Source organism: Thermoproteota archaeon, assembly GCA_030130125.1.
Lineage (GTDB): Archaea > Korarchaeota > Korarchaeia > Korarchaeales > Korarchaeaceae > Korarchaeum.
Map to the genome: position 1 here is coordinate 89,499 of JARZZM010000013.1, position 14,551 is coordinate 104,049.

Below are 14,551 nucleotides of genomic sequence, written 5' to 3' on the forward strand. Positions count from 1 at the left end.
TCACCTCTCCATAACTGGAGTGAAGGACAGCTCCAGCTCGGCAAGATCTATGTGGCTTATGAACATCCTCCTGCAGCAGTATCGGGTCACACCTAGGGAGTCCAGTACCTTACCTGGATCCTCCCCAGACATGACCCTCCGGGAGAACTCTTCCCACTTATCCCCTATAACGCTGCCGCAGGTGAAGCACCTCACCGGGAACATATCCTGACCTCGGCTGGTATGACCTACTGAGGTTATTAAATTATGCCGTTGGGGGAGTTCCTGAAGGGAATGTTCCTAAGGAGGTTGATGGGAAATGGCGTTCGAGCTTTGGATAGAGAAGTACAGGCCGAGGACCTTGGATGACATAGTGGATCAGGAGGATGTCATCCGGGCCCTTAAAGGTTTTGTGGAGAAGAGGTCCATGCCGCACCTCCTCTTCGCAGGTCCTGCTGGGACTGGAAAGACCACTACCGCCTTGGCCCTAGCTCACGACATCTACGGTTCCGAAGAGCTCTTGAGGGCCAACTACATGGAGCTCAACGCGAGCGATGAGAGGGGCATTGACACCATAAGGACGAAGATAAAGGACTTCGCCAAGACGGCGCCCTTTGGCGATGTCCCATTCAAAATAATACACCTTGATGAGGCGGACAGCCTCACGGCCGACGCTCAGCACGCCCTCAGGAGGATAATGGAGATGTATTCTGCCACCACGAGGTTCATTCTGGCCTGCAACTACTCCTCGAAGATAATAGAGCCTATTCAGTCGAGATGCGCGGTCTTCAGATTCGGTCCTATACCGGAAGAGGCCGTCAGGGAGAGGCTCGTGATGATAGCTGAGAAGGAAGGCGTGAAGTACACTGAGGAGGGCATATCAGCCATTGTATATGTGGCTGAGGGGGACCTCAGGAGGGCCATAAACCTACTGCAGACCGCTTCGGCTATGGCGGACGAGGTGGATGCCAAGGTCGTTTACAGGGTAGCGGGTCTCGCCCATCCCGAGGAGGTGAGAGGGATGATAAACGCTGCACTGAAGGGGAGGTTCATCGCCGCTAGGGACATGCTCAGGAACCTCATGATAAACTACGGGATGTCCGCTCAGGACGTTATCAAGCAGCTGAACAGGGAGATCATAGCCAGCAAGTCCATTCCAGATAATATGAAGGCTCAGCTCATGGTGTTCCTCAGTGAGGTGGACTTCAGGGTGACCGAAGGCGCCCACGGGGATGTCCAGCTTGCGGCCATGTTGGCCAAGCTGGTCGAGCTAGGTGAGTCCCATGGCGGACCTTCCTTGGACTGAGAAGTACCGTCCTAAAAGCTTGGATGGGATTAAGGGGCAGAATAAGGCTGTTAGTGAGATAAGGGAGTGGATGAGAAGCGTAAGGGCTGGCAAGGTGAGCAAGGCCCTGCTACTGGTAGGTCCGCCCGGATCGGGTAAGACCTCGGCAGCTTATGCGATAGCTTACGAGCTGGGATATGATCCAGTGGAGGTCAACGCCAGCGATCTCAGGGACAGGATCCATCTCAAGTACGTGGTAGAGAGCGCCAAGGCAGTCAGTCTGCTTACCCTTAGCAGGAGGCTGATAATATTGGATGAGGTAGATGCTCTTCCCAGCGAGGGAGGGGCTTTGGTGTCTTTGGTGAAGGAACTGATAACTAAGGAAGGAGTTCCTGTTGTGATGACGGCAAACGATCCCTATGAGAGACACCTCTATGAGATAAGATCGCTGTCAAAGGTAGTCAGATTTTACAGACTACGGTGGACCACTGTCCTCTCCGTACTCAAGGAGATATGCAGGAAAGAGGGCGTGAAGGTACCCTATAACATCCTGAGGCAGATAGCCGTCAATTCACAGGGAGATCTCAGAGCAGCCATTAACGATCTCGAGAGCCTCATTAAGGGCAGTCACAAACTTTCTGAGGTTATTGGAAAGAAGTTCGGTAAGAGAGATGTCGAGGCTGATGTATTCAAGGTACTCACAGCCGTGTTTTATGGAGAGAACTGTTATTCTGCCTATCTGACGTCCCTCAATACAGATGTGGATCCTGACATGCTCTTCAGGTGGGTCGAGGAGAACTTACCCTACGTTTACAAGGGGAGAGCCCTCTCTAGGGCCTATGACTATCTATCCTACGCTGATATCGTGAGGAGCCGCATAATAAAGACGAATAACTGGAAACTTTTGGTTTACTACACTCAATTAACGACCTACGCGGTATGCACGGCCAAGGAGGCCAAGCCTCAGGGGGTGAAGATGAAGTTCCCTGAGATAATCAGAAAGCTCGCTACGACCAAGGAACTCAGGGCTAAGACGAGAGAGTTTCTGTCTAGGCTTGCTAGGGAACTTCACTTACCGACGAAGACTGTGAGTATGGAGATAGTCCCTATACTCATAGCTGATAGCAAGAGGGAGGGCAGGATCATAAAGAGATTGGAGAGGGATCTTGGGCTGAGGGAAGAGGACATTAGGGAAATACTGGAGGACCTAGAGGAGCACTACAAGTTAGAGATTAGAGGCTAAGGGGCTCAATTCCTCTCTCAATACCTCCTTTAGCTTCTCCTGTAGCTTGTCCGCTGGTATAGAGCCGAGAGATATCAGGGTAGTCTGCCCCTTCATTCCCTCGCCCGACTTCTTTGCCTCCAAGAACCCCATGTTCTTGAGGTTCCTGACCCTCTTCCAGATGGCCGTGTACTTATAGGGGAGAACACCTAACTCTTCACACAGGAGCCTATACTCCTCCAATAGATCGCCCATCTTTATCCAAGACCTCCCAGATGAAGCTAGCCTCTTAGACACCGCTAGGAGCAGTATCTTGTCGTGAAGATCCAAGGGAGTCAGCGAGTCCTCCGTTATCCCGATGACCCCGATCCTCGAGGCCGCCTCACTGACCATGTCCGGAGTTATCTTAGACAGATCAGCCTCTTCTGACAGCCTAGCTGCTAAATACAGTATCTTCAGGGCCACTCTAGCGTTACCCATGTGTTCTGACAGCTCTACAACCTTACCCACGATCTCATCGTCGAAACTTCCCTCTTCCAAGGATTCCTCAGCCCTGTACCTCACTATAGCCTCCAGCTGCTCCGAGGTGTATTTCTCTAGGGGGAGCCTAGTCACCATGAAGGACCTTATCGAGTCATCCATCATGTACGGCGGATCCCACCTAGCGACCACCACGAGAGTCGGTGATTTGGGCGCATCCCCTTCATGAAGCCTCAGGAGGGTGTAGACTAGGATATCTCCATCCCTGAGGTAGTCTACCTCGTCCAGAACTATTAGCAGATCCCTGTCCTCTCCAGATAACACCTTCTCAAGTATCAACACGACCTCCTCGTACGAGAGCCCCCTATCTGGTACTCCGGGGAGGAGGGAAGAGACCACCCTTTGAACGACGGAAGTCGGCGTCCTGTAGGTCCTGCAGTTGATGTGAACGACGTCTAGGGAATTCAGTTTCTCCTTCAATCTTGCGGATGATAACTTGGCTACCGACGTCTTACCCACTCCCGGCTCTCCTCGGATGAGTATGAGCCCCTCGGTCAGGCCATATCCGCTGGCCAGTGTATTAACTAAGAGATTAACCTCTTTCTCCCTATGTGGCAGCTTGGGTGGAGTATATGACTCCGAGAACTTGTGGGGATCCTTTATTATCGGTATTTCACATCACCGAGTGTTACGTCGCGATGAGAAATAATTTCATTGTGGTCCCCTATAGAGAAGGGGGTTAGGTGAAAGTATTACTTTCTCCTCAGGGACCTCCTATAGAGGAGATAGCTAGCCATCTCGAGCATCACGATTCCTAGAGACACACCTGCCACGACTGCATCGGGACTCACGGGATAGATAGGTATCTCATTGGCCAGCTTGAGGGCGTAGGTCAGGTTGGAGCCCACCCTTCTAGGGGCTAGTGTGGAAAACTTGTAATAGAGGTCGAAGAGCTCCTTGGCCTTCTTGGCCGCTTCCTCGTCTAACGAGAGAGTGGAGGATCTCCTGATCTCCGCGATCTTACGCCTTATTTGCTCCAGCATTCTAACTTCCTCCTGAGTGTGATTGACTATCCCTAGGAAGAACCAGCCGCTGTATCCAGACGATTCTCTAGTGTCCACAGTGGGACTCTTTAACACCCATGAGACCACGACTCTGAGCTCCTTGGACATATTAGCTAGGTAGATAGCGTTTGGAGATGGTCTGGAAATACTTACCACGTAATTCTTCGGCAGGATGACCGTTAAGTTGAGAAGATCTAATTCTTTCACGAATAGCTTCGTTATGTTGCTGTAATCCTCTCTAGTAGTGTATATTATACCTTTCCTCCCCTCTGACTCTTTCGGGGCCCCTTTCTTGGCTTCTAGATCCATCGTGAGCAGTAGATCTATTCTCTTAGACTTATTGCGGTATATGCTTCTGTGGATCTCCGCTTTCAGGTCAGTGGGATAGAATTCCATGTCACCCCCTATATAGGGCCCTTTTACCGTCCCTTTTATACTCTTTAAGAAGTTCTTCGTGTAGTTCTGTTCACCACCGGTTTGATTAAGTAGTCTCTCTAGGTCGTTAGCCCAGAGCCCATACCAGCTGTAATTGACCACTACCTTGGCCGTAAACTCATCCTTGAAGAAGAATGTAGCTTGGGTGCTCACATAGTGGGGCTTCTCCGAGAGGATCTCTGCCTCAGATATATGGGCTATAGGAATGAGTATAGCGAGCATTAGGGATACCACGAGCGCGCCTTTGCCTATTTTTGTGCCATTCATCGAACACACCTTAGTCTGGAGGTATGCAACACTTTTTCATTGGGCTAGATTATATAAACGTAGTTGGGGCTTAGACGTAGCCTAGAATAAGTGAGGGTCCTATGAATGCCAGATGAAAGCGATGTCAGGGTAGTAGAAGCTGGTTATATGCGCTGGATGCTCAGAGCCAACCCCTTCGCCTACCTGAGCAGTGAGAGCTTGGAAGAAGTGAGGACTCTACATGTCGACACGGATGTGGACGAAAGACTAGCTCAGCTGATTGACGAGGTCATAAAGGGTAAAAAGAAGCACCTTGTTTTTCTGGTCGGCGAATTTGGAACTGGTAAGACCCACAGGCTGAGGTTGATCAGCGAGATTCTCCTTGATGTGCCGACCTTCTACGTGAAGATAGATGTGGACGATTATGAAGCTTCCCTCTACAGGATAGCTACTAATGTCAAGAAGATGCCTCCTCTGAAACCTCTCCGAAGGAAGTTTCCGAGAGACCCAGACTCTCTCTTCTCTATCATAAAGGAAGAGCTCAACAAGTACGATGTCGCAATACTCATGCTGGACGAGGTGGAGAACATTGTGATCTCGGGGACCAGAAAAGACGCTGAACTATTCTCCGAGTTTATAAGGCGGCTGTACAAGGGAATGGAGCCCGGCCGAATGTTGATAATAGCCTGCATACCTCCTGCCTATGATATAATGAAGAGGCTCCTTGGCAAAATACCCCACGATAAGATCGAAATGAGGACTATCAGTCCCGAGGAAGCTAGTAAAATATTGAAGAAGAGAATACAGCACTATAGAGACGTATTAAACGAGGAAGCGAGGGGTCTCAACTTAGGTGAGCCTTTCACGGAAGACTTGGTCAGGAAGATGAATGAGCTTGCTGGAGGAAATCCGAGGAGGTTGATGAAACTGGCCAGAAATCTACTAGCCATGTTAACTAGGGAACTCAAGGAAAGCGGGAAACTCAGCCAAGATAAGATACTCAACCTGATTTCCGAGGCCAGCGAGGAGAGGGAGATCCCCAATGAGGAAGAAGGGGAAGAAGTGATTCTAGAGGATATAAGGCCCGAGATAGCTATACTGCGTAAGAAGTTCCCACCAGGAACCACTTTCTCGCTTATAGAGGCTTCTAAGGCTCTAGAAATGAAGCTGACTCGAACGAGAGAGTTACTACAAGAGCTCATGGAGGAGGGGCTTATAGAAAAGGCTCCTGGAGGGAGGTTCCTTCTCAGGAGCTAATTTCTCCAGATACCTCAGTATCGAGCCCCTCTAAAACGCTCTTAAGGGATTCCCTCCATAGTTGCAGGACATCCTTCGTTTCCATCTCCTTGAACGGTTCCTCCTCAAGGAACCTGTCGATTGATTGAATGATCATGAGTAACTCGTCCTTGTCCATCCTGATGCTTTTCCCCAACAGGCTCCTCTCCTCGAAGTTGCCCTCTCTCAAGCTCTTCACTACCACCTGCAGATGCTCACGTATGACTGAGCCCTCGTCGTAGCTCGAGAGCGCGCTAGAGATCCTATTCAAGAGATCATCCTCGACCGACCCCTTTTTCCTGTACTCCAGAAGAGCCTTCGACAGTAGTTCCGGTAGTTCCTCCACTACAGAGCTGTCCATACTCACATCCCCGGAAGGGGGGAGGAGGCATTAATAATATCATCCCCCTCCACGTATAAGCTGGGGGGATGATGTAAAAGGGCCCTCTGATCCGTGAAGACGATCTTGAGTCCTGACTCCCCCAGAGAATCCTCTATTGTTCCTGAACTTCCTCTTGCACATGGGAGGGATGAAAAACTTTATTTAAGGGACCTCCCACACCACAAGGGGCCGGTGGTCTAGCGGCTATGACGCCGCCTTGACGAGGCGGAGGTCGGGGGTTCGAGTCCCCCCCGGCCCACCAATGAGAAAAGAGGGACAAGAATATGGCCAGGTACTCGGTTTCTAGGCTCGCTGGTAAACCCATAATAACGGACAAGGGGCTCATGCTAGGGGAGGTTACCGATCTGGTTGTCGATGAGATAACTGGTAAGATGATCTCCCTAGTGGTGAGGAGCAGCAGGGGAGCAGCTGATGCGTTGCTGCAGAAGCTGAAAAAAGACAGGAAGGGCAACGTTCTTATCCCATACTCCACAGTGAAGTACATAAGGGAAATGATCGTTGTGGATGAGCGTCTCCTGAAGGTGTACATAGCCACTAAGGGTTAGTCAAAGGCAGCTTCCACAGCGAAGGACCTTAACTCCTCTGTTAAGAGGGTAAGTATCGCCTTAACCTTCAGGACGTTAGGAACATCCTCCTCGCTCCAATAGAGTGGTACATTATTCCTACCCATCAGATTCAGCAACTCATCTACTCTTTCAATCAAATATTCTACTTCTAGGGGGCTGGGATCTGGGAGCGATCCCCTAGCGAACCTCCTTATCTCCGCATTCTTCTCTAACACTAGGGTTAGCGACACCATTCCTTCCTCTAGGATGAGGGAAGATGTTTTTATTACGGAGGAGGCGTGGCAACGAAGAGGTGAAAGTTTGATGGGAATAGAAGCCACTCTAGAGACCCTAGAAAGAGATCCCGTGTTCGACATAGAGGTGGCTAAGTTCAAATCCAAGGATGGATCCATCACCCTATTACTGGAGCTACCTAAAGATCTAAAAGATCTAATCAACCTGAAAAAGGGATCTAAGGTCCTGATAGATCTAGGCGAGGAGGCCGACGGTGATTTGATCATGAAGGGAATTGTCTATAAGCTAGATGAAGGAGAAAAGAGGATCGAGGTGTCCTTTCACGGTCTCTGGCTGAGGATGTCTTATAAGAAGAACCCGTTCGACTTGGAAGAGGGAAAGGAGGTATACCTAGTGGTGAAACTCCTCAAGTAGATGAAGTATCTTAATATTTATGAAAATTTTATTTGATTTACACGCAAGAAATGATTAAAAATGTGAGAAATTCATGCTATAATGTATGAGGAGATGTCCATTATGCGGATCCCCCCTCCATGATGAGGGAGGATTGCTAGTCTGCGGGAATTGTGGATTCATAGCCGACGAAGACCTAGTCCCCAGTGTGTTTGACCGCAATGATTCTCCGATGATGAGTAGAAGCAGATCATTGGAGCACATAGGAAGGGAACTGGGTCTCTCAGATGAAGTCGTTAAGCTAGCTGAAGAGCTCGTAAGGGCATATAACTCCTTGCATGGCAGGATTCACGCACCTTCGATACTCTTAGCAGCCTTGATAGTGGCTAGCAGGCTGCAAGGATCACCTATCCCCATAAAAGAGGCGATAAAACGTCTCTCTATCGGAGTATCACCTTCGAGAGTAGCCTTCTATGTGGGAAAGATCGAGGAGCTGATGCCCAGGAAGAGGATCCCTTGGGAGGGTTACATAAACTACCTGATAGTCAAGATGTCCAGGGACGAGAAATTCATGAGGAAACTGGAAAGGGCTTCAGGTAAAGTGGATCCAAGACTTCTCTTGGAGAGGCTCAGAATGAGAGCACTGAAGGAAATGAAGGAACTGAGAAACAGAAAGAGATCCATCTTGGTAGGGAGGAACCCCGTGTACATCGCTGCCGCAGTTGTGTACATGGCCGGAAGGAAGATAGGGATGAGATACCTCTCACAAGGAACGATCGCTGATCTGCTAGGAGCCAACAGATCGACTATCTCCAAGGTCTTAGGCTTGGTGAAATGATGGAGGAAAAACTGGAGCTTGAGTCCATAGAGCATCAGATAGAATACTTGTTCTTCAGGTTAGATGACATAATCTCTAGGATACGTGAAATTGAATCTAGATTGGAACTGCTGGAGAGGAAGGTCCTCTATGAGGGCTGATACAGGAGATATGCCTGTCATAGTGACTTTCATCCTACTAGCGGGCATTTTAGTGTACAAGAGAGGACATCAGCTCCTACTCTCTCTGGATTTGTCATCCATCGCCACGTATTTAACCCCTCTAATGTTGGTCCTCTCTCTTACAATCGTAGCTCTCAGGCTCAGGAGAGGTAAGAGAGGAATTCCATCCATCAACGCCGCTCTCGTGAGCACAGACAGAGGGACATTCCTAGCAGCACCTCTGAGGATCGAGGTTAAGGGAAGCGAGTCCCAGCTCGATTTTAATTCACTGAGCAGTATGCTTGAGGACTTGGGCGTGGGGATCACAGTGATCATCAACAGGTGGCCTGGGAGGACCTTCCTCTCGTGGAAGCAGGAGGGTAGCCTGTTCCTAAGCGGGTTGATATGGAGGAAGCTGGATAGCTTGGAGGAGACGCAGAGCATGATAAAAGCGGCGATATCTGCCCTGAACAGTTCTATGGATGGAATAAAGGTAGAGATCGACCAGAGAATCAAATTGGATCCTGAACTATTCTCCGAAATAATGAGTATGGGTTATGAGGGTGAGGAACTCTCTGTCAGGGTGGGGAGGGGGGAGAGGACCGATATCTCCGTAATTGAGCTAGGAGAGAGTGAGGGCAGGACGTTCGGCATATCCCTCAGGGACCTCACTAGACACATCCTCATAATCGGCCAAACCGGTTCTGGTAAGACCACCACCGCTAAGAGAATAATTTATGAGGCTTGGAACCTCGGCATACCCTCCCTAATTCTCGATATTCACTGGGAATACAAGGGGTTCGTGTTTCAGCTGGGAGGCAGGATCTTCTCGACCAAGGAGGGATTGCCCCTCGCCTGCATAAACCCGCTATCGGACTTACACGAGGTGGGAGCGACATTCTTGATATCAGAAACTCTTTCCTCCATACTGGATCTGACCCCTTCTCAGTTTTACCTTATGAATCGGGCTCTCAAGATGATGAGAGATCTATCCATGAGCGGCACAGCACCCAACCTCAGAGACCTTGTAGAGATAGTGCGGACCTTGGAACCGACATCCCACGCCGAAGAAGAGAGCAGAGCATCACTCCTGAGGAAGATAGAGCCGATAGTCAGCTCACCCGGTGCAGAGATCTTTGACTGCGACAACCTCAACGAGAGGATATTGGGGGAGACCATATCACTCATAGAGATGGGAGATGTAGAGAGCGATATCTTGAAGCAGATAGCTGTCTTCTTCATCCTAAAGAGGTTAAAGGACCTGTTCACTCGGGAAGAAAGGAAATCCGCCCACCCTAAATTGATCGTGGTGATTGAGGAGGCCGAGAAGCTCCTTCCCAGCTACAAGGATGCCACGGGCATGGACATCATAGACAGATTGTTCTCGGAGCTCAGGAAGTTCGGCGTGTCCTTGGTGCTAGTGTCCCAGAATATCTCCGAGATACCTGAGGGGGTCGTGAGGAACGCTGGCACTAAGATATTTCACAGGATGGACTCACCATCCGACGTGAAGGGGATCAGATCCTTGATAAGCGACAGGGAAATTGTGGATAGGATAACTAGACTGTCTACTGGGGAGTGCATCGTCTCAACTCCAAAGTACATCAAGACGGTGGAGATTTCACCGCCAGAGGAGGAACCACTCGATCCCAAGTCCATAGAAGGGGTTATATTGAGGGAGAGGTTCTACTTCCCGTGATTCTCGCGGGCGAGGCGTTCCAGCAGAGACATGAAATCGTTAGTCCAATTGAATTTCCTACTCGCATCTTTGCCCTCGAGCTTCATCAAGATATGCTCAACCTCGAGGTCGAGATCGCCGCTACAACCGTCAACCTGCACTATCCTATCCCAGTCAGCAATCTCCAGTGCGTCCTGTAAGGGACCATCTATCGCCTCATACTCTACATTCTCCCTGATCTTAAGGGAACGATATCCTCTCGACTTCAGCCTCTCCAAGAGGACGGAGGGCCTACACCTGACGACCACCACCAAAACCACATTCTCTTGTGGAATGGCGTAAGGAGAAATAGTCTCGACGATTAAGCATTTCTCTACCCTTAGAATCTTGGAAATTTCTTCTTGGATACCGTCATCATCTAGGATTAGCGTGTCTCTCTCCTCATCCCTTCCTAAGATGTATCCCCTCTCCTCGGCCATGTCACCCACATTTATATGGCGGCATCCCAGCACCTCAGCTAATCTCCGGCACAGGGTACTCTTGCCGGAAGCAGGGGCTCCCATAACTACTATTAGGCCCAACGGTCTAGAGCGAGGGCCAGAAACATTTATATTTCCCATACACATCCCTTGGCCATGGGCTCCGGTGGTGTAGCCCGGTCAAGCATAGGGGCCTCTCGAGCCCCAGACCCGGGTTCAAATCCCGGCCGGAGCACCACTTCCCTTACCTATTTTGTCGTTTCAGTATGGGAGCTCTCCGAACATGGAAGTTATCGGGTGGAACTCCGCGACACCTACTAGGATAGACCATATTACGTAAGCTGTGAGGGCTGCCACCATCAGACGGACAGGTTGCTTATTGTAGGCAGGTATCAGCAGGAAAAGCGCTTGGATCATCACCAACACCAAGTAGAAGTTCCCCATTATGACATCGTAAGGCTGCATCCACACTATCATTACCCACACTCCTAATTCCGCTATAAAGAGCGCGACTGGAAAAGTGAACACCGCGAAGAGAACGCCGTATACTGCCTCCACTAACGTCTTCTTTATGGCGGGAGGTAGTCCTCTCCTCCTTCTCCTAGAAATAGCTGTTCTACCCCTTCTCCAACTCCTAGAGGATCTTAACATGAGATCACCTCGGTTTGATTAGGCTCCCCGTCCTCTTACCACTCACCAAGTCAAGTAGAGCCTCAGGTTCATCCCCACTTAAAATTATCGTTGAGATAGACGATCTCTTCAGTATCTTGATTGACAATGCGTCGAGAAGCTCGTACCTACCCGGATGATATAGTTTGTCCCTCAGAATACGCTCCAAATCGTCGTAGGATAACTCCTCTATCTTCTTGGCGTCTTGATAACGGGTGGGGTCCTTATCATAAACTCCGTCCACCCCGGTCATCTTCACTAAGAGGCCCAAGCCAAGCCTCTCGGCCATGAGCGCTGCAACAGCGTCCGTGGACTGCCCGGGCTGCATACCTCCAGATACAGGTATCTTGCCCAACTGGAATGCGAGAGCAGCTTCATCGTAATCCCCGATCACCTTGGGGAAGGCGCCCTTCCCCAGCGCCGCTATCATGACTAGGGCGTGTAGCCTTGTGGCGAGTATCCCGGCCTGATCCTGCAGGAACTTACTACCACCCAAAGATCCGACGGCCTCTATGTACCTCCTAGCGGTATCGCTTCCACCCGTGACTATAGCCAGTTTTCTGCCCTTGAAGAGGTCTCTAACAACCTTAGCCGTTCTCTCGATCAGGCTGAAGTCCCCATCGGCGATGCCCCTGAACACATGCCCTCCCAGAAGTAGGACGAATCCCTCAGTCATGAGATCACCTTAGTAAAATCTTATCGCCCTCTCCAATCTCGATAAGAGCACTATCCTACTCTCAGGAGACTCATCTATGATGTTATAACCCGCCAGCTCCGCTATTTTGGATGCGAAAGCCCTGACCTCCTCATGGGTTGGCATGTTCTCCCTCCCTAGCCTCCTTCTAGAGTAGCCTACCCACATGTAGGCCTTGGGCTCCACATAAGTGGGCTGAGATTCCTTTATAAGCCGAGAGAATTCCTCTATAACTTTATCATCCATATTAAACCCCTTTATTAAGGGTATCCTCATGACGGTTGGGGAGGAGAAGGACTGGAGCATCTCTAGGGTCTTCTGAAGCCTAGACCATGCATCAGGCCACAATGGGCGGGTTATTTCCATGTAGAGCCTCTCGTTTGGGGCGGGGACAGTGACATATAGCTGAGTAGGTTCTCTTTCCAACTTCTCCAGCCTCTCCGGGAGGGTACCATTCGTGACGATGAAGGTGGTCATCCCCCTCTTTGCGTACGCCTCTACGAGTCCGCCTATGTGCGGGTAAAGTGTGGGCTCCCCTGTCAGGGATATGGCTGCATGCTTTGGCTCCTCTGCCTCGTACACCCATTCTTTTCTAAACACCTTCACTCCCTTGTAGCCCTGTACTATCATCCTCTGCAATCTGATACTCTCATCAGCTATTTCCTCCGGATCATCCCATTTCTCCCCCTCTTCAGGTACCTCCTTCCACCTGAACTCGGCCGGTACATCGCTCACATTCAACCTCCAGCAGTAGAGGCACTGTAGGTTGCAGAAGGACGCGGTGGGGGTCATCTGGAGGCATCTCCACGAGGGAATGCCGTAGAACCTGTGTTTGTAGCAGGTTCTTCCCTCCATTAGAGCCTTTCTAAACCAATAGCATGGCTTCATGGCAGAATGATTCAGAATAATTTTGTACCCCTGCTTCTCCATGAGTTTCCTTACGTGATCGGGTATCCTCACGAGACCGGTGGATAACATCTTTATCCATGCTGACACCGAGTTCCCGATAAATAATGATTCGCCCGAGCAAGGTGACTGAACAGCTGAGGAAGTCTCAACTCGAACTGGAGAAACTGAATATCCTCAGAGAGAAGGCCATATCCCTCTCTAGAGGCTGGCTCACTAGGTGCAGGGAGCTTATATTGAGGGCTAGGGGCATGGAGGATCTGGACAGGGTCGAGAGGGAACTGGCGGGCATCCTAAAAGAGATAAGAGAATTCCTCTTGGAGTGCAAGGAGGAGTTGGGATACTTGGATCCCACTCTGAGGAACATCGTCTCCGATTCCATGCAAGAGGCGGTCGAGGGGATAGTTCTGTCGAGATTGCTTTCCGGAAAAGAAGTTCCGTCCCATGAAGATCTGGGAGTTGGCCCTAGAGAGTACGTGCTGGGCATCGGTGATTCGGTGGGGGAGCTCAGGAGGGTAGCTCTACATTTACTATTGGAGGGAAGGATTGGCGAGGCTGAACGCCTCGCCGAGATTATGGAGGAGATATATGAAGGACTGAACCTCATAGTGCTTCCTGACTCATTAGTCCCGGTCAGGAGGAAGGCGGATGTCGCCAGATCCTTGGTCGAGAAGACCCTCTCGGAGATTCTCATGCTCAAGTCATCGGGTGGTGGGGGATGAGCAGGGACTTCAAGGAGCTGGATCCCTACACATCACACCTGCTGCTGGCCGTCATCCTCTTGGGGGGATCGAAAAAACCAGTGAGAGCCTCCGATTTATGCGAATATCTCAACACCTCCAGAGCTACGATATCTAGATGGATTTCTAGGGCGGAGGACTTGGGCTTTCTCAGGTCGACCATGGCTAGAAGGGTCCAGTACGTGATGACCACTCAGAAGGCATTGGAACTCGTCAGAACCCTCTATGAGATGACTCAGGGTATAAGCTGGGACGAAGAGGTACTTATGGCCGAGGTATTCTCGGGGATGAAAGAAGGAGCCTACTACATGTCCAGACCGGGCTATGTGATGGGCTTCAAGGAGGTTGTGGGCTATATACCCTTCCCAGGCACGTTAAACCTCAGAGTGAGGGGAGAAGACATCTCCAAGATAAGGGAATGGAGGAGGAGGGTGAGGCCCAAGGTGGTGCCTGGATTCGTGGAAGCGGGCAGGACATTTGGGGATGTGGAGGTTCTACCCGTGGTTCTAAACGGATCTGTGGAGGCTCACGCAATCTTCCCTCTCAGGAGACATTACGGCGATGATGTACTAGAGATAATACACCCCGAAAGCCTGAGGATTAAATTGAACGCTAAAGACGGAGATATAGTAGCCATCACTCTGAAGAAGTGGTAGTGGGCCGGGGGGGACTCGAACCCCCGACCTCCGCCGTGTGAGGGCGGCGTCATAGCCGCTAGACCACCGGCCCCCTGAGTCAGACCGATCGCTCGATTTTAATCTTTATGTGGCCCTCTAGGTGGGTATACCATCGATTTTTTCAGGTAATTAAAATGATGATTGAGGC

The 14,551-nt window shown here is 50.4% G+C and carries 19 protein-coding genes and 3 tRNA genes; 12 read left to right on the forward strand and 10 right to left on the reverse strand.

Translation table 11 applies throughout. The features are described from left to right. Positions 1-204, reverse strand: coding sequence for a DNA-directed RNA polymerase subunit N (locus QI197_02395; GenBank protein ID MDK2372210.1), 204 nt, complete (start codon positions 202-204; stop codon positions 1-3). Positions 205-352: 148 nt separating this feature from the next. Here QI197_02395 and QI197_02400 point away from each other — a divergent pair, with 148 nt between their 5' ends. Both QI197_02400 and QI197_02405 read left to right on the forward strand, forming a co-directional pair. After that, the gene (locus tag QI197_02400; GenBank protein MDK2372211.1) at positions 353-1,285 is read left to right on the forward strand and encodes a replication factor C small subunit; all 933 of its coding nucleotides are present in this window, start codon (positions 353-355) and stop codon (positions 1,283-1,285) included. Beyond that, positions 1,263-2,507, forward strand: coding sequence for a replication factor C large subunit (locus tag QI197_02405; protein MDK2372212.1), 1,245 nt, complete (start codon positions 1,263-1,265; stop codon positions 2,505-2,507). The genes QI197_02400 and QI197_02405 overlap by 23 nt, the downstream gene beginning before the upstream one ends. On the opposite strand, the gene QI197_02410 is transcribed toward QI197_02405, so the two are convergent. Then, positions 2,490-3,629 (reverse strand): AAA family ATPase, encoded by a 1,140-nt coding sequence (locus QI197_02410; GenBank protein MDK2372213.1) that lies wholly within the window; start codon positions 3,627-3,629, stop codon positions 2,490-2,492. The genes QI197_02405 and QI197_02410 overlap by 18 nt on opposite strands. A gap of 89 nt (positions 3,630-3,718) precedes the next feature. Further along, positions 3,719-4,732: a hypothetical protein gene (locus QI197_02415; protein MDK2372214.1), complete on the reverse strand. Its 1,014-nt coding sequence runs from the start codon at positions 4,730-4,732 to the stop codon at positions 3,719-3,721. A 105-nt stretch (positions 4,733-4,837) separates the two neighbouring features. Between QI197_02415 and QI197_02420 the strand changes: the two genes are divergently transcribed. After that, positions 4,838-5,968 carry an ATP-binding protein gene (locus QI197_02420; GenBank protein MDK2372215.1) on the forward strand — a complete coding sequence of 377 codons (1,131 nt, stop codon included), beginning with the start codon at positions 4,838-4,840 and terminating at the stop codon, positions 5,966-5,968. Here the strand turns inward: QI197_02420 and QI197_02425 are convergent. Further along, positions 5,958-6,347, reverse strand: a complete 390-nt coding sequence (locus QI197_02425; GenBank protein MDK2372216.1) for a hypothetical protein — start codon at positions 6,345-6,347, stop codon at positions 5,958-5,960. The two genes, QI197_02420 and QI197_02425, sit on opposite strands and share 11 nt — an antisense overlap. 207 nt (positions 6,348-6,554) lie before the next feature. Here QI197_02425 and QI197_02430 point away from each other — a divergent pair. Both QI197_02430 and QI197_02435 read left to right on the forward strand, forming a co-directional pair. Then, a tRNA-Val gene (locus QI197_02430) sits at positions 6,555-6,630 on the forward strand. 22 nt (positions 6,631-6,652) lie between these two features. Continuing rightward, positions 6,653-6,934 carry a PRC-barrel domain-containing protein gene (locus QI197_02435; GenBank protein ID MDK2372217.1) on the forward strand — a complete coding sequence of 94 codons (282 nt, stop codon included), beginning with the start codon at positions 6,653-6,655 and terminating at the stop codon, positions 6,932-6,934. Here the strand turns inward: QI197_02435 and QI197_02440 are convergent. Next, on the reverse strand, positions 6,931-7,188 hold the full coding sequence (locus QI197_02440) for a hypothetical protein (protein MDK2372218.1): 258 nt from the start codon (positions 7,186-7,188) through the stop codon (positions 6,931-6,933). The two genes, QI197_02435 and QI197_02440, sit on opposite strands and share 4 nt — an antisense overlap. 70 nt (positions 7,189-7,258) lie before the next feature. On the opposite strand from QI197_02440, the gene QI197_02445 reads away from it, so the two are divergent. The 4 genes from QI197_02445 (at position 7,259) to QI197_02460 (ending at position 10,259) form a co-directional block, all read left to right on the forward strand. Continuing rightward, the gene (locus QI197_02445; protein MDK2372219.1) at positions 7,259-7,603 is read left to right on the forward strand and encodes a hypothetical protein; all 345 of its coding nucleotides are present in this window, start codon (positions 7,259-7,261) and stop codon (positions 7,601-7,603) included. A gap of 133 nt (positions 7,604-7,736) precedes the next feature. Continuing rightward, positions 7,737-8,420, forward strand: a complete 684-nt coding sequence (locus QI197_02450) for a hypothetical protein (protein ID MDK2372220.1) — start codon at positions 7,737-7,739, stop codon at positions 8,418-8,420. Beyond that, positions 8,420-8,560 (forward strand): hypothetical protein, encoded by a 141-nt coding sequence (locus tag QI197_02455; protein MDK2372221.1) that lies wholly within the window; start codon positions 8,420-8,422, stop codon positions 8,558-8,560. The genes QI197_02450 and QI197_02455 overlap by 1 nt, the downstream gene beginning before the upstream one ends. Continuing rightward, complete coding sequence (locus QI197_02460; protein ID MDK2372222.1) at positions 8,550-10,259, forward strand: ATP-binding protein; 1,710 nt, start codon at positions 8,550-8,552, stop codon at positions 10,257-10,259. The genes QI197_02455 and QI197_02460 overlap by 11 nt, the downstream gene beginning before the upstream one ends. Here QI197_02460 and QI197_02465 read toward each other — a convergent pair. Next, entirely contained in the window at positions 10,247-10,801 is a 555-nt protein-coding gene (locus tag QI197_02465) for an AAA family ATPase (protein MDK2372223.1), read from the reverse strand. The genes QI197_02460 and QI197_02465 overlap by 13 nt on opposite strands. Before the next feature lie 76 nt (positions 10,802-10,877). Here QI197_02465 and QI197_02470 point away from each other — a divergent pair. After that, positions 10,878-10,955: transfer RNA gene (locus tag QI197_02470), tRNA-Glu, on the forward strand. A gap of 23 nt (positions 10,956-10,978) precedes the next feature. Here QI197_02470 and QI197_02475 read toward each other — a convergent pair. From QI197_02475 to twy1, 3 genes are read right to left on the reverse strand one after another with little or no spacing between them, the layout of a single operon-like run. After that, complete coding sequence (locus QI197_02475; GenBank protein MDK2372224.1) at positions 10,979-11,368, reverse strand: hypothetical protein; 390 nt, start codon at positions 11,366-11,368, stop codon at positions 10,979-10,981. A 4-nt stretch (positions 11,369-11,372) separates the two neighbouring features. Beyond that, positions 11,373-12,062, reverse strand: coding sequence for a UMP kinase (gene pyrH, locus QI197_02480; protein ID MDK2372225.1), 690 nt, complete (start codon positions 12,060-12,062; stop codon positions 11,373-11,375). A 9-nt stretch (positions 12,063-12,071) separates the two neighbouring features. Next, positions 12,072-13,076, reverse strand: coding sequence for a 4-demethylwyosine synthase TYW1 (gene twy1, locus QI197_02485; protein ID MDK2372226.1), 1,005 nt, complete (start codon positions 13,074-13,076; stop codon positions 12,072-12,074). 17 nt (positions 13,077-13,093) lie between these two features. Between twy1 and QI197_02490 the strand changes: the two genes are divergently transcribed. Together QI197_02490 and QI197_02495 are read left to right on the forward strand one after the other, a co-directional pair. Beyond that, the gene (locus QI197_02490; GenBank protein ID MDK2372227.1) at positions 13,094-13,708 is read left to right on the forward strand and encodes a translin family protein; all 615 of its coding nucleotides are present in this window, start codon (positions 13,094-13,096) and stop codon (positions 13,706-13,708) included. After that, positions 13,705-14,382 carry a CTP-dependent riboflavin kinase gene (locus tag QI197_02495; GenBank protein ID MDK2372228.1) on the forward strand — a complete coding sequence of 226 codons (678 nt, stop codon included), beginning with the start codon at positions 13,705-13,707 and terminating at the stop codon, positions 14,380-14,382. The genes QI197_02490 and QI197_02495 overlap by 4 nt, the downstream gene beginning before the upstream one ends. Here the strand turns inward: QI197_02495 and QI197_02500 are convergent. Further along, positions 14,383-14,455 (reverse strand) — tRNA-Val (locus QI197_02500). Positions 14,456-14,551 lie beyond the last annotated feature (96 nt).

Bases quoted from the DNA above. Each gene is read 5' to 3' on its own strand.
- QI197_02495 (MDK2372228.1), top strand. From the start codon at position 13,705: ATGAGCAGGGACTTCAAGGAGCTGGATCCCTACACATCACACCTGCTG.
- QI197_02460 (MDK2372222.1), top strand. From the start codon at position 8,550: ATGAGGGCTGATACAGGAGATATGCCTGTCATAGTGACTTTCATCCTA.
- QI197_02440 (MDK2372218.1), bottom strand. From the start codon at position 7,188: ATGGTGTCGCTAACCCTAGTGTTAGAGAAGAATGCGGAGATAAGGAGG.
- QI197_02395 (MDK2372210.1), bottom strand. From the start codon at position 204: ATGTTCCCGGTGAGGTGCTTCACCTGCGGCAGCGTTATAGGGGATAAG.
- QI197_02415 (MDK2372214.1), bottom strand. From the start codon at position 4,732: ATGAATGGCACAAAAATAGGCAAAGGCGCGCTCGTGGTATCCCTAATG.
- QI197_02475 (MDK2372224.1), bottom strand. From the start codon at position 11,368: ATGTTAAGATCCTCTAGGAGTTGGAGAAGGGGTAGAACAGCTATTTCT.
- pyrH (MDK2372225.1), bottom strand. From the start codon at position 12,062: ATGACTGAGGGATTCGTCCTACTTCTGGGAGGGCATGTGTTCAGGGGC.
- QI197_02490 (MDK2372227.1), top strand. From the start codon at position 13,094: ATGATTCGCCCGAGCAAGGTGACTGAACAGCTGAGGAAGTCTCAACTC.
- QI197_02420 (MDK2372215.1), top strand. From the start codon at position 4,838: ATGCCAGATGAAAGCGATGTCAGGGTAGTAGAAGCTGGTTATATGCGC.
- QI197_02405 (MDK2372212.1), top strand. From the start codon at position 1,263: ATGGCGGACCTTCCTTGGACTGAGAAGTACCGTCCTAAAAGCTTGGAT.
- QI197_02435 (MDK2372217.1), top strand. From the start codon at position 6,653: ATGGCCAGGTACTCGGTTTCTAGGCTCGCTGGTAAACCCATAATAACG.
- QI197_02445 (MDK2372219.1), top strand. From the start codon at position 7,259: ATGGGAATAGAAGCCACTCTAGAGACCCTAGAAAGAGATCCCGTGTTC.
- QI197_02425 (MDK2372216.1), bottom strand. From the start codon at position 6,347: ATGGACAGCTCTGTAGTGGAGGAACTACCGGAACTACTGTCGAAGGCT.
- QI197_02455 (MDK2372221.1), top strand. From the start codon at position 8,420: ATGGAGGAAAAACTGGAGCTTGAGTCCATAGAGCATCAGATAGAATAC.
- QI197_02465 (MDK2372223.1), bottom strand. From the start codon at position 10,801: ATGGGAGCCCCTGCTTCCGGCAAGAGTACCCTGTGCCGGAGATTAGCT.